General features: G+C 41.0%; 12 protein-coding genes and 1 other annotated feature. All 12 genes read right to left on the minus strand.

Annotated features, from left to right (window positions below):
* Nucleotides 1–16: 16 nt before the first annotated feature.
* Nucleotides 17–625 (minus strand): TetR/AcrR family transcriptional regulator, encoded by a 609-nt coding sequence (locus IEW05_RS09980; protein ID WP_188538233.1) that lies wholly within the window; start codon nt 623–625, stop codon nt 17–19.
* A 186-nt stretch (nt 626–811) separates the two neighbouring features.
* Nucleotides 812–2011 carry an MFS transporter gene (locus tag IEW05_RS09985; protein WP_188538235.1) on the minus strand — a complete coding sequence of 400 codons (1200 nt, stop codon included), beginning with the start codon at nt 2009–2011 and terminating at the stop codon, nt 812–814.
* Between the two features lie 218 nt (nt 2012–2229).
* Complete coding sequence (locus IEW05_RS09990; RefSeq protein WP_188538237.1) at nt 2230–3666, minus strand: serine hydrolase; 1437 nt, start codon at nt 3664–3666, stop codon at nt 2230–2232.
* Between the two features lie 224 nt (nt 3667–3890).
* Entirely contained in the window at nt 3891–4169 is a 279-nt protein-coding gene (locus IEW05_RS09995; RefSeq protein ID WP_188538239.1) for a hypothetical protein, read from the minus strand.
* 158 nt (nt 4170–4327) lie between these two features.
* Complete coding sequence (locus IEW05_RS10000; protein ID WP_188538241.1) at nt 4328–5884, minus strand: ABC-F family ATP-binding cassette domain-containing protein; 1557 nt, start codon at nt 5882–5884, stop codon at nt 4328–4330.
* Nucleotides 5885–6014: 130 nt separating this feature from the next.
* The gene (locus tag IEW05_RS10005; RefSeq protein WP_188538243.1) at nt 6015–7004 is read right to left on the minus strand and encodes an aldo/keto reductase; all 990 of its coding nucleotides are present in this window, start codon (nt 7002–7004) and stop codon (nt 6015–6017) included.
* A gap of 103 nt (nt 7005–7107) precedes the next feature.
* The gene (locus tag IEW05_RS10010) at nt 7108–7935 is read right to left on the minus strand and encodes an AraC family transcriptional regulator (protein WP_188538245.1); all 828 of its coding nucleotides are present in this window, start codon (nt 7933–7935) and stop codon (nt 7108–7110) included.
* 56 nt (nt 7936–7991) lie between these two features.
* Nucleotides 7992–8663, minus strand: coding sequence for a thiaminase II (gene tenA, locus IEW05_RS10015; RefSeq protein WP_188538247.1), 672 nt, complete (start codon nt 8661–8663; stop codon nt 7992–7994).
* 239 nt (nt 8664–8902) lie between these two features.
* Nucleotides 8903–10627 carry an arginine--tRNA ligase gene (argS, locus tag IEW05_RS10020; protein ID WP_188538249.1) on the minus strand — a complete coding sequence of 575 codons (1725 nt, stop codon included), beginning with the start codon at nt 10625–10627 and terminating at the stop codon, nt 8903–8905.
* A 49-nt stretch (nt 10628–10676) separates the two neighbouring features.
* Nucleotides 10677–10904 (minus strand) — a binding site (T-box leader).
* Between the two features lie 88 nt (nt 10905–10992).
* Complete coding sequence (locus IEW05_RS10025) at nt 10993–12672, minus strand: extracellular solute-binding protein (RefSeq protein ID WP_188538251.1); 1680 nt, start codon at nt 12670–12672, stop codon at nt 10993–10995.
* Nucleotides 12669–14066, minus strand: a complete 1398-nt coding sequence (locus tag IEW05_RS10030) for a response regulator transcription factor (RefSeq protein WP_188538253.1) — start codon at nt 14064–14066, stop codon at nt 12669–12671. The genes IEW05_RS10025 and IEW05_RS10030 overlap by 4 nt, the downstream gene beginning before the upstream one ends.
* The gene (locus IEW05_RS10035) at nt 14059–15810 is read right to left on the minus strand and encodes a sensor histidine kinase (protein ID WP_188538255.1); all 1752 of its coding nucleotides are present in this window, start codon (nt 15808–15810) and stop codon (nt 14059–14061) included. Before IEW05_RS10035 ends, IEW05_RS10030 begins: the two co-directional genes overlap by 8 nt.
* Nucleotides 15811–15846 lie beyond the last annotated feature (36 nt).

A 15846-nucleotide genomic window follows, 5' to 3' on the forward strand; every position in this document is an offset into this window, starting at 1 on the left:
TCCATTCTCTAGAACATCATTGATCGGCTTTGTTTGCAGAAATCCCATAAAGGAACACATCAATTGCTTGCTTGTACAATTCAAGTGCCTCCGGCATACTTGCTTTGGATGATACCTGGCTAAGCCCGATGAACAAACCTTCAAAAATTAACGCAAGTCCATGTATATCTTTGCTGCTCGCGAATTCTCCACGATTAAGCCCTTCTTGAATCAATTGTTGATTAAACTCGATGTGGGAATCCATTAATTTATGAATCCGTTCCTCAATATCATGCTCTTTATCTTCTTTATTGAAGAACTCATTTGCAGCTTTGGTAAGCGGATGATTAAGATCCTCGAGTACCATATGTTCAGCGAAGCCGTAGAGCTTCTCTTTGACGGTCTTGAACTGAGATTCCTTCTCTTTCCATTTCTCGTTCCAGTCCCGCTCCCACTCATCGATCAGATAGAGGAACAGCCCCTCTTTACTCTTAAAATGATAATAAATATTGCCCTTACTACTGCCAGTTGCGGACACGATATCTTCAATCGAGGTTGCAGCAAACCCCTTTTGAACAAACAGAGCACGTGCAGAATCAGCCACCCGTTTCTTAGTCTGCAAGCTTTGTAATTGTCGCTTATTCATTACATTCAACTCCGATTAGGGTGATTGATGTCGGACCTATAATAACTAATCTAAAGTATAATCGATCTAGCATATTATATAAATACGATTAATTAAGGGTCAATCAAAATTACTGGTTGATATAACCCGCCTGAGTGGAGTTTTGGATGGTTCGCGCCTTAATTATAGGCCCTCATCAGGTTACTGTTACGAATGCTGAACTGATAGGCTTCTCTTTCTCGAAATAAGTGAAAGACCAAAACAAAGGAATAATACGATAGCAGCAGCTACATATGGGAAATTGATATTAACATCAAATAATAATCCAGCAACGATAGGCCCAATGATATTTCCTAGACTTGTATATGCAGAGTTCAGACCAGCAACAAATCCCTGCTGCTTTTCAGCCATTTTGGACATTTGCGTACTGATTGCTGGACGTAAGATGTCAATGGATAAGAAGAGAATGAATGTCACGGCCATGATCATCCAGTAAGTGTTCACAAACAGTGTTAATAAGACAAACAGACCCGATAAAAACAGACAAACGGAAATGACTTTTTTCTCGCCAAAACGGTTTAGAATCCATCCGAATATAGTTAACTGAACTACAGCTCCTGATATCGAACCAAACGTTATAATTACAGCAATATCTTGAGGCGTGAAGCCGAATTTATGATCGACAAACAATCCAAAGACAGTCTCATAATTAGCTAAGCCAAATGCCATAACGAATACAATAACTAAACTGAAAAAGTATGGAGCCTTGAATGAATATACGAGCTGTGAAACTAGACTTTGGGATTTCTCGGCATTCGCCTTCATTGCCACACGTTGCTCAGATGTTGTTGATTCTGGCAAGATGATTGTAGTGATCAAAGCAGCAATTGCACCAGCAGCACCCGCTGCATAAAAAGGAACACGTAGCCCGTATTCCGCTAAGAATCCACCAATACCGGGACCAATAATAAAGCCAGTAGTAATCGCGGCATTAATCAATCCCATCCCAGTTCCTCTCTCCTCAGTGGAAGAGATATCCGCTACATATGCCATTACAGAAGGCATGATAAGAGCGGCTCCAACTCCTCCCAACATTCTTGCTGCAAACAACAGAACGGGTGTACTAGCTAAACCGAACAATAATTCGGATACTGCAAAAATAACCATACCTGAAACGATAATTTTCTTCCGACCTAATGAATCGGATAGCCTACCTGCTAATGGAGAGAATAAGAGCTGAGTAAGTGAAAAAGCAGCAACCAATAGTCCTACAATACTGCCATTTATGTGCAGTTCGGTCATATACTTAGGCATGATCGGGATAACAAGACCAATACCAGTAAAGACAAGAAAAATATTGAGCATTAATAGCAATAAGGCTCCCTTGTTACGTGTTAACAAATGCATTGTGATTCCTCCATGATGTACGAGTTTTTATCTATACTGAACGTTCGTTCTGTGAAATATTATCACATACCTTAATATAATTTCAAGAAGAACTTATTATACTTTCGAATACTCTCTCCTCAACAACGAATAATGGTATTGATCGCATATTGTTCCATCTTCAAACCAAATAGACCGCGGATTAATTCCACGGTCTATTATCACAATATAGATCTCTGTTACATAACACCTAACAACTCGTTAATTTTATTAATTCCATCCATATGAGTGGGATCCAACTCTACAGATTTTTGATAATGCTGTAACGCTAGATTACGTTCTCCAGCAAGCAAATACATCTCACCGATACTGTCATGTAGGTTGGACGATCCTGGGAACATGTGAATCGAGAGCTGCAGAATCGCAATTCCCTCCTGAAGCCAACCTCTTTCCAACATCATATAAGCATAAGCATTGAATGAACCCTCAAGAACGAGATACTCTTCCATGCTGGACTCCTGAATCTGAGTGTATTCACTTATCGCAGCCTCAACACCAGATTCAATCGTAATTTTAGATAAATAAGTTGCTAGGCTCTTCTTTACATATGGAATGTCTTCACCAAGTATAATATCAAGGATTGCCTTACAAAGAACTTTATTACCTATAAAATCGGCATTCGTCATAATAGCTATAGCTATCCCATTCTCGGGTAAGAGTAGTAAATTACTACGGAACCCGGTATCCATGCCAGAATGAGAGCAAACGTTAAGCCCCTTATACTCTCCCAAGAACCATCCAAGGCCAATATCCTCTGACCAATCCCCATAATGAGTCAGTGCATACTTGCTCCACATTTCTTCATAACTGTTAGTTGTAAGAATTCGTACTCCCTCTGCTGTCTGGCCTAAGTTTAAATGGGTTAAAGCGTAATTGCATAACTCAACGACATTCGTGTACAAAGTGGAACTTGGACCATGTGCACGATGATAAGGGAATATTTCACTTAGCTCAGGACCAAATCCATCTTTAATCCCTAAGATATGTGGGGAGGCAAGTTTATGATCAGGAATCTCTTGCTTCAAGAATGAACTCATCAGCATGGACGAAGGAATCAGAATTCGCTCTTTCATAAACTGTTCAAATGATACTCCACTCACTTTAGCTATCACATCACCCAATATTTCGTAGCCAATATTACTGTAGTAAAAAGATTCCTTTGGTTCCTTAAGAAGTTTGAGGCCAGAGATACTTCTAACATATCTCTCCAGGCTTCCCTCATCATATTCAGGGCGGTCCCATCCAAAGTCGTCTTCATCTGGCATACCGGATGTATGATTTAAGAGCAGTCGAACTGTAATTTGTTGATACCTATCGTCTGTCAGTGCGAAGTAAGGAAGATAATTGGATACCGCAGTATCCAAATTAATTTTTCCTTCCTCCACAAGCTGCATAATCCCCGTCACAACGAAAGTTTTGGATACGGAGGCCATGTGAAACAAGGTATGTTCATCGATAGCTTCTCCAGTCTGCACATTCTTCACTCCAAAGCCCTTAGCATAGATCATCTGATGATCATACACGACACCAACGGCTAATCCAGGAGAGAGTTCATCTTGTAAAAATTGGGGCAGAATTTGATCCAAGTTATCAATAATACGCTGAATATCACTCATTGTAATACCTCCGATTAATGAATATGAAATTTTCAAATAGCATGAGGTTATAAAATACAATGTGTTATACCAACGGTTTCACGTCCCTTCAATATTCTTCCATAATAACACAAAATACTTTAGAGAAGAGCTGTATTTCTCACCCATACCAAAAACCTCCATCCCGAATTTGGAATGGAGGTTGAATGTCATGAATCAAGCACTCGTGTATATTTAGCTCAGCTTCATTTCAAATTATTCTGCACATCCTGTAGAGCCACTAAATCTTCATACAGATCCTCATTTACTCGCTCAAGCGGTTCTTGATTGATGCTTCCCTCTGAATGAGATATGGCATTTTGCAGTGCATTTTCAGCCTTGTAGGCTGCATTCTTAGCATTCTCAACCGTTTCTTCACTTGGATGGGACTGCGCTTGTTTCACAGCGCGATGAACTTTAACTACTGATTGCTGTGCATCAGCAATCGGGCTTTGTTCTTGCAAACTAGAATATGGGTTTTCCATTGTTACCCTCCTGGATTGTTGTGTTTAGAAATCAGTACCCTGTTAATTTGAGACTTAGGAAGAAATAATATACCCGATCGCATGAATCCATACATTACAAAGGGGATCTCGGTGCCAAGTTCTTGGCTTCGAGATCCCCTATATCTTTGCGAGTATTACTAAAACACCTTAGTCGTCCAGGATTCACAGTTCCATGTGTCTGTAACGATATCTCTATAAAATTCCGGTTCGTGGGAAATCAACAGGATGCTGCCTTTATAGGATTTGAGTGCACGTTTAAGTTCATCTTTCGCATCTACATCCAAGTGGTTCGTAGGCTCGTCCAATACGAGCAAATTGGTTTCGCGGTTGATCAGTTTACACAGACGTACCTTCGCCTTCTCACCACCACTAAGAACAGCGATCTTGCTCTCAATATGCTTGGTAGTAAGACCACACTTAGCTAACGCTGCACGTACTTCGAACTGAGAATATGAAGGGAATTCATTCCATACTTCTTCAATACACGTATTGTAGTTGGCATCCTTCATCTCTTGTTCAAAATATCCAATATCCAGGTTCTCACCAAGCTGAACAGATCCAGACAAAGCTGGGATTTCTCCTAAGATGCTACGAAGCAAGGTTGTTTTACCAATCCCGTTTGCACCGACTAGCGCGATTTTTTGGCCGCGTTCCATCCGTAGATCGAGTGGTCTTGATAGCGGACTATCATAACCGATGACGAGGTCCTTCGTTTCAAAGACCATTTTTCCAGAAGCTCTAGAATACATAAAGTTGAATTGTGGTTTTGGTTTTTCCTTCGCCAGTTCGATAACATCCATCTTATCGAGCTTCTTCTGTCTCGACATAGCCATGTTTCGTGTAGCTACACTTGCTTTGTTACGCGCAACAAAGTCTTTCAAATCGGCGATTTCCTGCTGTTGTCTCTTATATGCAGACTCAAGCTGTGATTTTTTCATTTCGTAAACCTGTTGGAAGTAGTCGTAATCTCCTACATAACGGTTTAACTCTTGATTCTCCATGTGGTAGATCAAGTTAATGACGCTGTTTAGGAACGGAATATCATGCGAAATAAGAATGAATGCATTCTCGTAGCCTTGCAAGTAACGCGTCAACCAATCAATATGAACCTCATCAAGATAGTTTGTTGGCTCGTCGAGGAGTAGAATATCCGGTTTTTCAAGCAAAAGCTTTGCTAATAATACCTTTGTCCGTTGTCCCCCACTAAGGTCATTAACATCCTTGTCCAGTCCAATATCGGTAATACCCAGACCACGTGCAGTTTCTTCGATCTTGGCATCGATCATGTAGAAATCTTGATTCGTGAGTGTGTCCTGAATCGTTCCAACATCTTCGAGCATTTGATCTAGTTCTTCAGGCGACACATCCCCCATCTTACCGTACATGTCGTTCATCTCTTGCTCCATATCGAATAGATATTGGAAAGCTCCCTTAAGTACATCACGGATTGTCATGCCTTGGGTAAGCACTGCATGTTGATCGAGATAGCCAACACGTACACGTTTGGACCATTCTACTTTTCCTTCATCGGGCTGGAGTTTTCCCGTGATGATGTTCATAAAAGTGGATTTACCTTCCCCGTTCGCACCAATGAGTCCAATATGCTCACCTTTGAGGAGGCGGAAGGATACGTCAGTAAATATAGCACGGTCTCCAAAGCCGTGACTTAGTCGTTCTACGTTTAATATACTCATGTATTGTTGACACCTTTTCTTTTATATACTTTTTTCTCGTTATATTATAAGCGGTATAGGGGGAATAACTCAATGCAAAACACAAATAAGGGTGCTAAGCGCACCCCTATCTTCCACTCAACCTATTTCATTAAGCCAATATCGCATCAATATGTGATAATTCTTCGTCCGTAAAGGACAGGTTGTTGATCGTACCTACGGCATCTTCAATTTGGCTGACCTTGCTTGCCCCGATTAACGCCGAAGTTACTATACCATCTCGTAGTACCCAGGCCAGTGCCATTTGAGAAAGCTTCTGTCCACGCTCTGCAGCCAAATCGTTTAGCTTAGATACTTTAGCGATCACTTCTTCTGTTAATTCATTCGGATTCATAAATACGCTTGGTCCTGCTGCTCTGGAGTCTGGAGCGATGCCATATAAATAACGATCCGTCAATATCCCTTTGTGCAGTGGTGAGAACGCAATAGAACCGATTCCCTCATTCTCTAACGTCTGAAGTAACCCTTGTTCAGGACCTCTTCCCATCATAGAATACTGTGGTTGGTGTATCAGACACGGAGTACCAAGTCTCTTCAGTATTTGTGAAGCTTCAAGGGTCATTTCAGGTGAATAATTAGAAAGTCCGACATACAGAGCTTTACCTTGACGAACGATCAAATCTAAGGCTGACATAGTCTCTTCAAGCGGTGTATCCTGATCTGGTCTATGATGATAGTAAATATCAACATAATCAAGTCCCATTCTTTTCAGGCTTTGATCAAGACTCGCGACTAAACTTTTCTTTGATCCCCATTCTCCATAAGGACCTGGCCACATGTAATAACCGGCCTTAGTAGATATGATCATTTCATCACGGTAGGCTTTCATATCATCTTGTAGAATACGACCGAAAGTCTCCTCTGCTGAGCCAGCTGGTGGTCCATAATTGTTAGCCAGGTCGAAATGAGTGATGCCTAGATCAAATGCTCTTCTGATCATGGCTCGTCCATTCTCATATTTATCAATGCCACCGAAATTATGCCATAGTCCTAATGAAATCGCCGGAAGCTTCAATCCGCTATTCCCGCATCTTCGATATGTCATCATTTCATATCTTTTATCATCTGCTGTATATACCATACTTATCTCTCCTTCAATACTGATAGACCTATTGTATCGATTGTTCTAGGATTATCCCATATCAAAAAGGATGACAAGTATGGACTAATGTCTGATTACGATTTCAAGGAAGGTTGAATTTACTCGGTGGTTGTCCTTTTACCTTCTTAAACATCCGCGAGAACAATAGAGGGTCTTGATAACCGACGGACCTTGCTACCTCACCTACCGTATAATTACCTGTACTTAATAACTCACAAGCTTTGTCCATACGATAATGCAACAAATATTCACGAGGAGGTATATCAAGTGCTTTCTTAAATACAACACTAAGATGCTTGCGATCGATCCCCATGCTATCAGCATGATTTGCTATAGAAATATCTTCACAGTAGTGGGTATGCAGAAATTCTAGCGTTTGGTGAACGTATCGATCTTGTTCCCTCGACATCGTCTTATTTGAAGTATTATTCGCTGTCGCTTCTATCCATACCGCCAAAAATTCGTAGAAAATACTATTCAATCGCAAATCCAGAGCGTTCTTTGAGGAGGAGGCGCCAGATAATTGATCGTATAATATTGGCATGATTTTATTGTCCATTGGAAAAACAGGTCTCGTGGGAGTGAGAGATGTTCGACTTAGCAGCTCTGGAACATCACGTCCTTCAAATCCAATCCATGAATAAGTCCATGGTTCAACATGGTCTGCTTCATAGTAATAGAGCACATTGGGACAGATTAAGAATCCTTGCCCTGCTACTAGCTCTTGAGTTTCCGAGCCAACACGTACAATTCCTTTACCTTTATGTACAAAATGGATTTTGTATACATCTCTCACTCCGGGTCCTACAGCATGTCCAGGAACACAATCTTCTTTGCCCCAAAAAAGAAGATGAAGATTCGGGGGATCTTCATCCAGTGAACGAAATGGATTATATTGGAATATGGCCATACCTTTAAAAGCCCCCTTGATCAGTATTTCTTAGTCTCTAGTTTAACTTAAGCGTCTCAGACAGGCCACAATTCTTGATAATAAGCCATATCCCAAAATTTATAATGGAATTTAGCTGTAATGATAAAAAACTCTTCTAACCGAGCTAGTTCCTCTTCCGACTTCCCTTGTGCTAATTGGTCCATTAGATTAATGCACCATTCAGTGAGCTTAACATATTCTTCTGAGCTATATGCGAGGACCCAATCCCGATAAATCGTATTGTTCAAGACTACTGGAAAATTGGCTAGGCTGGTTCCCATCTCACAGTAGCTCCAAAGACAAGGTAACATAGTAGCAAGTACCTCAATGAACGTACCTTGATTCGCAGCATCCAACATATACTTAGTAAATGCCAACGTTGTTGGTGCTGGCTGGGTGGCTTCCAATTCTTCTCTAGTAATATTGAATCGTTCCGCATACTGTCTATAAAGCTCCATCTCACCTATTAGACTTGAATGAAGCATCTCTCTAAATTTACTCATCGTTTCTAAATCTGGGGCCTTCATGGCAAATAGAGCGAACATTTTAGATGAATAAATGAGATACATATAATCTTGAGTCAAAAAATATCTGAAACGATCAGGGGAGAGTGTTCCTTCACTCAACTCCATAGTAAATGGATGTACATAAAATTTCTCTCGGATACTTTCCACCGAAAGATATAATCTTTCACTAAACCGCATCATATCTTTGGCTCCTCTTCATCGTAAATTACCCAGAAATAGATTAGTTAAATTGAGGTATATACGAACAAAAAACACTATGCCTAAGCACAGTGTTTACACACAGGTCCCTACGCTGGCATTATCCAACAGGTTCGAACGGTCTACGACGGTGTAGTCGTACTCTCAGCTTGCTTCCGCAGGCTCCCACCATTTTTTTCCGAGATTTATTCTAAATGCTTTAACGAAATAAAGCAATCTTTTTATATTTTTTCTGGGGCCTGTAGACCAATTAAACGTAAACCGTTCTGCAACGTAATTTTCACAGCTTGAACCAATGCAAGACGTACGTTGCGTAAAGCCAGTTCCTCAACTAGTATCGGACTATCGTGATAGAACCGATTAAATGCTTGAGCTAAATCAACAAGATAGCGACTGATCAATGACGGTTCAAGCTTTACTAAGGCCAGTTCTATCGTTTCGGGAAATAAAGAAAGCGCCTTTAGCAAGTTGAACTCCGTTTCGTTGTGCAGAAGAGCAGGATCATAGTCAACATTACTTTGCCCACGGGGAAGTGTCCCTTCCGCAGAATCAATGGCCTTTCGTAGAACACTGCAAGCACGGGCATGCGTGTATTGAACATATGGTCCTGTTTCCCCTTCAAAGCTAAGTGCTTCTTCCCAGGAGAACACGATATCCTTGATCCGGTTACCACTTAGATCATTAAAGATTACGGCGCCAACGCCCACCTGCTTCGCGATTTCTTCTTTATTGTCTAAATTCGGGTTCTTCGCTTCAATAATCTCCTTTATTTTAAGAATCGCCTGCTGCAGCAAATCCTCCAGCTTGATGACATTTCCTTTACGAGTAGAGAAACCGCTACCTTCCAAACTGACACGACCAAACGGTACATGGACTAAATCCTTTGCCCACGGGTAGTCCATCAATTCAATGATCTTGAACCACTGCTGGAAGTGCAAGTTCTGCGAATAATCCGTCACATAAATAGCTTTGTCAAAGTGATACGTTTCTTGTCTATAAATTGCGGCTGTCACATCACGCGTATGATATAACGAACTACCATCTTTCTTGAGCATCAAAGCAGGTGCCATATTGAATGAATCCAAACGAACTAACCAAGCACCCTGGTCCTCTTCCAACAAATTTTGCTCTTTAAGCTGTTGAATTACGGGGTCCATTTTATCGTTATAGAAGCTTTCACCCGCATAACTGTCAAATCGAACATCCAATAGATCATAAATTTTCTGAAATTCCTTCATACTAATATCAATAAACCAATTCCATAGATGTAAAGCTTCTGAATCTCCCTGCTCCATCTTTACGAACCAAGCACGAGCTTCATCATCTAATGCCGAATCTTTCTCCACTTCCTGATGGAATTTAACATATAACCTAAATAACTCGTCTATGGCGTCACGTTCAATATCCTCCGCATTGCCCCAACGTTGATATGCAACGATTAATTTACCAAACTGAGTTCCCCAGTCTCCGAGATGATTCACACCTACACATTTGTATCCAAGAAATGAATAGATTTGATACAGCGCATTACCTATTACTGTTGATCTCAAATGTCCTACATGGAAAGGCTTCGCAATATTAGGTGAAGAATAATCAATAACAATGGTTCGTCCTTGGCCGATATCACGAGAACCATACCGCTCTCCTTTGTTTAAAATATCGGATATAACGGTTTTGGCGAATTGCTCTTGATTGATGTAAAAATTTAAATATCCTGAGACGGACTCCATTCGTTCAACCGCTGTGATATTGATTTGTTCCTTTAATTGTTCAGCAATCTGGACGGGTGCCTTACGAAGTAATTTACTTAAACTGAAACAGGGTAGTGAAATATCTCCCATTTCAGATTTTGCAGGATATTCTAGCATTAACATCATGTCTTCTGTTGAGATGTCCTCAATCAAAGCAGAAACTTCGTCGGCAATAAGTTTTTTATAGTGTTGCATAGTTCCACCCTTCCTATATTTTGTTATACAAAAAAGCTCTCGCCTCTAAATAAGAGACGAGAGCTTCTAGCTTCCCGTGGTACCACTCTAAGTGTTAAATTCATCATTTAACCACTCTACTTTGATAACGGTCTATGACCGGATTTACCTACTGAAAAAGGGGTTCGGCAAATCATTTCCAGGGTCCGCTTCACTCATCATTTCTGCACCGGCTTCCACCTACCCGGCTCGCTGTGACTAGAAGGTAATGAGTTACTGTCCCTTTCATTAATGTTCTTCATTATTCATATTCAAATGCAGATTGTATGTAGATCATAGTTTATACTTTTTAAATTTATACCGAATATCAGAGTCGATGTCAAGAATCATTTGCCGCTCTCGACCATTCGAGTCACTTCCGATGTGATCTTATCCCCCCCAAGCCTTTTCCAATCTACTACGAAATCATCAAATGCACTGATCGGTAAGTCCCCAACGATGATATTCAGAAATGTTTCATTCTCCAGCTTCTCTAGCTTTGCCCAATTGTCTTTCATGGACAAGGTTGTACCAAAAAACACACTACGTACCTGTTCCATCGGTGTAGAAGCAAGAACACCCGCACCATATTCATAAGCATTGGCTACTTTCCAGCCCTCCATATTTTTCTTAGGCTGTTCTTTCTCAGTCATCCATTGCTGATAGATTTGCTTCGTTTCGGCATCTAAAGTTTCAGGATCCACTTTTCCATGAAGGGCCTGTTGTATTATGGAGTAACGTTTCTCTATAGCATCAGAATAGTCAATTAATAAATCAAATGGATAGTAATGTCGGGTTTGAATCCCTAATTGGGCCGCAAAATCATCCAATTTAGCAACATCCTCATTAGGGTCCAACCTTCGCTCTAGACGTGTGAAGGCATTTAATAGTTTAATCACTGCTTCCGGATGCTCATACCCTTTGCGTACAACCAAATAACGGTCGGTAACCGATGCCATATGTGTGACGAACTTCTGATCCACATCCAGTGGGGCCGCAAAAGCTCGCCATTCTGATTTCGTATCCGCAGATACAGCTTCGACTAATGGCCAATAAGGTGCCCACCATGGACCAAAGAACATCCCCGCCTGACCATCCAGAATTGGATCCCAAGTTTCTTTATACAGAGCAAATTGCTTATCAATAAGTCCTCTTTTATACCAATCTGCTAACTTGGACAAGGCATCTTTATTCTCGGGAGCAATTGAGCCGTATATAACATTTCCATCTTTATCCTTGATCCAATTCTTAGGAAATGCATGGTATGAATTAAATATGGCATCATATCCATTCATCTGTGGTTTGGTGCCGTAGACAACACCTTTATACCCCGTAAGACCTACCGTATCCCTTTTCCCATTGCCATCTGGATCACGATCGATGAACGCTTTAGCGATTTCTTCAACATCATCAAGGCTCTTAGGAGCTTGTAAATTAAGTTTATCCAGCCAGTCTTGACGGATCCAGAGTAGTGTTGGAGAATCCGAATTAAGCGCCACATTGGGTAATCCGAACAGCTTACCTCTTCTTGTTGCTTCAGCTAATGCAACTCCCTGCGTAGAATCATACATATCTTTGATCAGGTCTGAACCATATTGTTCAAAGGTAGCAGTTAAATCCTCTATCTTTCCTTGATCAATCAATTCCATAAGCTGATTACGAGTGACAACCATCGCATCGGGTAGATCCTCACTCTCAATGGCGAGATCCACTTTCTGCACATAGGCCTCGTCGCCTTTAGCTTCCCAAGCATGGATCACTTTAATATTCGTGATATCTTCAAGATACCGTGTGATAGGATTATTATCATTCGTATCGCCAGTCATTAACTTAGAATCGGGGATTTTGAACCCAATCCTTACTACAACTTGGTTATCATATACTCCATAAGCGGGGTCTTCCTTCATACTAATTCTACCGTCATGCCCGTCGTTCCCGGCTGATTGGGTGCCTTTTTGACATGAACTTAGGATCATGACAAATATCAAAATCAATGTCAATGGAAGAGTCTTGCTTGTAGCTTTCATAATTTTCCTCCATCACATCGGAATTCATTTGGTAATTTCCCCACACGCTCGCGAAACAGCTTGCTGAAATAACGATCATCCTCGAATCCTGCCAAAGAAGCAACTTCATATACGGGGTAAGTGGTCTCAAGTAATAGGGATTTTGCAAGATTCAGTCGCATTTGGCGAAGCTTCTCACCAAAAGTCTCCCCGGCAAATCTAGTGAAGCATTGGCTGAAATAGCTACGGCTCATATTAATATGTGCGGCGACATCGGCCTGGTTTATTTTCTCTCCAGCATGTCGATTCATATAGAGAATAGCCTTTATAAGACAGAACATAACTTCCTTAGTCAGCGAAAGTTCAACCATTCGTCTCTGCATTTGATCAGAGAAGCGGCGCAACCAAGTCTTCCAATGAGACCAGGTAATATTTCGTTCAATTGCAGCCTTTAATTGCACGATCTCATCGGAGCTAAATAATAGACCTTCCCAAGTTTGGCATAGCATGTGTCCAAATGTACTCAATACGGCTGCAGTCGGTCGATGTTTCCATACTTTATGAACAAAGAGCTCCCACTCAGTAGAATCCAAAGCCCATCTCAAATCATCTGCTTCTGCAAGTACATTCATCGTAAGCTCCATTGGTTTAGCATTGGGATGAATCATATCATGGTAGGTAAAAGTGATCAGACCTTCATTATCAGCCGCGTAGAATAGCATTTGAGGCAGATTATATTGTAAGGTGCGATTGACGGTCTCTAAGGCATGATTGGCAAGGCCCGTCACCACGACAGTCTGCCAGCGGCCTTCCAGATGATTCTTAATTTCATTCTGCAGTTCTTCCTTCGGAATGGAATGAACCAACGGCGACATCCACATATCATCTAGCACCAATAATTGATTTCGACGTACAACCGTTAATTGATACAAATCGCGTTCTTGGTTGTTTAAGAACAATGGAGTAAATATGAGGGCAGAATCGGCATTCATCATTTTCTCCTGGCCTACCATAGGAACAGATCGACGGGAGTCCTCCCAATTGATTCGATCTACGATGCGACGAATCACAATATCCGCATTCTCAACTTCAAGTAACGTCTTCACAATATAATCGACGGCTCCAAGACGTAGAGCTTCCTGTACATAATCGAATTCATGATGACAAGTCAATACAACGGAGAATATGGAAGGAAAGCACTGTCTGACATGTCTTATAAGATCAAATCCAGACATACCTGGCATCGTAATATCGACAAATAACAAATCCACTTCCCTTTGCTCGAGAAGTTCTAGTGCTGCTTTGCCATCTCCCGCCTCACCGACAATAATGATTCCAAGAGATGCCCAATCAATTAGCGATATAAATCCCTTACGTACAAGTCTCTCATCGTCAACGACCACGGCTCTAATCATGGAAATCCTCCTTCGATTTTCTCGGGATTACAATGGAGACTGTTGTACCCACACCAGGCTCACTTTGTACATCAAGCTGACCTTGTTCCCCATAATAATGCTTGAGCATACGCTTGACATAAGACAAACCAATTCCTAGACCACGTTTCTTTGCGTCATTCTCATCGTTGAACATTCTTTCTAACATCTCTGGTTCGATACCAGAACCATTGTCCTCGACACGAAGCAATACTTCGTTTGCGTTATGTGGGATGGCTGATACCTCAACCCTCCCACTAAGTTCGTTTACCCCATGATATATCGAGTTCTCGACCAAAGGCTGAAGAAGAAAACGAGGTACAGCAACAGACAACACTGCATCATTAACCTGTAAATGAAATTCAAATTCATAATTATAGCGGATCCGCTGTAATTCCATATAATTGCGCATCGCTTCGATTTCATCTTCGAGGGTGACAATCAGACTTTGCTTACCCAGATTGTAGTGGAGCACTTTAACCAATAGGGTGACTAGCTTGTCGATTTCCTTCTGCCCATTCAGCCGGGCCAACCATTGAACCGTATTGAGTGTATTATGTAAAAAATGAGGATTAATCTGACTCAGTAGCTTCTCGATTTCAAATTGGCTCTTTTGCTTTTCATTTTGAGACACTGCGAGGATAAGATCATTTACCTCATTCTTCATTTCCTGAAAGTTTTGTAATACAAAATCAAATTCTGTAACATTTGTGAACGAAACTGGAGATGTGCGGTTTTCTGTCATTCGGATGATTTCTGAGTTTACTTTGCGCAAAGGACGATAAACTTTTTTCCACAGAATTATCGCCAGAAACCCTGCGAACAGCAACGTAGAGATTGATAATAAGATCATTTTATAAAACCAAGCGTAAATTTCACTATTAAATGTTGATTTCTTCACGGCAGCGATCAGCTGCCATCCTTGAGGACTTTCGTAGCGAAAAATATGATATCCCCCTACTTCTTCATGCGGCTTGTCAGAACCTGCACCTGCTGCATCAATGACGGATTGGGGTAAGTTGACATCCTCCACATAGGTCGGCTTCCCTTGTTTATTTACTAAGAGATGAGTCACTTTCATTCCGTATGACTCTTGATTCAAAATTTTACGAAATAAGCTATAGTTTGTTTCCAAATAAACATACAGCTTCTGGTTTCCAGAGACCGAAACCGTGCGTTTCTCAGAGAATACTAGATTGTCTCCTACAACATACATCGTTTGATGAGGACCATAATAATTAGCACCATTATAACGAATGAAATCAGGTAACGTTTGTTGTAATGAATCCCGCTTCATACTCATATTTGTGAATAGCACCGGATCTTGGGCGTCAGGCATAATATAAGCCGTTAAACCAATGTACGGGTTCGTAAAATTAACCAAGTTGATCTTCTGATTAATCGAGGCCATGATTTGCGATTTCCGGTAAATCTGCTTCTCTTGAAGAAAATCAGAAACTTCAGCTACAATCCCTCCGTCAAGCGCAAACTGCTTGGAGGCAAAATCCAAGTTATCGATGGCATTTTCTAAGTTAAACGCCTCTTGCTTCAGACTGGCACTAATCCCACTATGTATTTTACCAGTTAGAATAGAGTGGATCGAGGCATACGTTACGATTCCTACCAATATTAGCGGAAGTAAGGATCCAATCATTAAATGAATCACTAATGTCCGCCTAAGCGATCGGGCTGGATTTCGTTGATCCCGAAGAGGAGATGCTGTCATTTAAGAGATCTTCTCCTTCAATAGTCATATTTTGTC

Origin of the sequence: Paenibacillus segetis (genome assembly GCF_014639155.1) — a bacterium.
Lineage (GTDB): Bacteria > Bacillota > Bacilli > Paenibacillales > Paenibacillaceae > Fontibacillus > Fontibacillus segetis.

Excerpts from the sequence above, each read along its gene's own strand:
- IEW05_RS09980 (WP_188538233.1), bottom strand. The coding sequence starts at position 625 with ATGAATAAGCGACAATTACAAAGCTTGCAGACTAAGAAACGGGTGGCT.
- IEW05_RS09985 (WP_188538235.1), bottom strand. The coding sequence starts at position 2,011 with ATGCATTTGTTAACACGTAACAAGGGAGCCTTATTGCTATTAATGCTC.
- IEW05_RS09990 (WP_188538237.1), bottom strand. The coding sequence starts at position 3,666 with ATGAGTGATATTCAGCGTATTATTGATAACTTGGATCAAATTCTGCCC.
- IEW05_RS09995 (WP_188538239.1), bottom strand. The coding sequence starts at position 4,169 with ATGGAAAACCCATATTCTAGTTTGCAAGAACAAAGCCCGATTGCTGAT.
- IEW05_RS10000 (WP_188538241.1), bottom strand. The coding sequence starts at position 5,884 with ATGAGTATATTAAACGTAGAACGACTAAGTCACGGCTTTGGAGACCGT.
- IEW05_RS10005 (WP_188538243.1), bottom strand. The coding sequence starts at position 7,004 with ATGGTATATACAGCAGATGATAAAAGATATGAAATGATGACATATCGA.
- IEW05_RS10010 (WP_188538245.1), bottom strand. The coding sequence starts at position 7,935 with ATGGCCATATTCCAATATAATCCATTTCGTTCACTGGATGAAGATCCC.
- tenA (WP_188538247.1), bottom strand. The coding sequence starts at position 8,663 with ATGATGCGGTTTAGTGAAAGATTATATCTTTCGGTGGAAAGTATCCGA.
- argS (WP_188538249.1), bottom strand. The coding sequence starts at position 10,627 with ATGCAACACTATAAAAAACTTATTGCCGACGAAGTTTCTGCTTTGATT.
- IEW05_RS10025 (WP_188538251.1), bottom strand. The coding sequence starts at position 12,672 with ATGAAAGCTACAAGCAAGACTCTTCCATTGACATTGATTTTGATATTT.
- IEW05_RS10030 (WP_188538253.1), bottom strand. The coding sequence starts at position 14,066 with ATGATTAGAGCCGTGGTCGTTGACGATGAGAGACTTGTACGTAAGGGA.
- IEW05_RS10035 (WP_188538255.1), bottom strand. The coding sequence starts at position 15,810 with ATGACAGCATCTCCTCTTCGGGATCAACGAAATCCAGCCCGATCGCTT.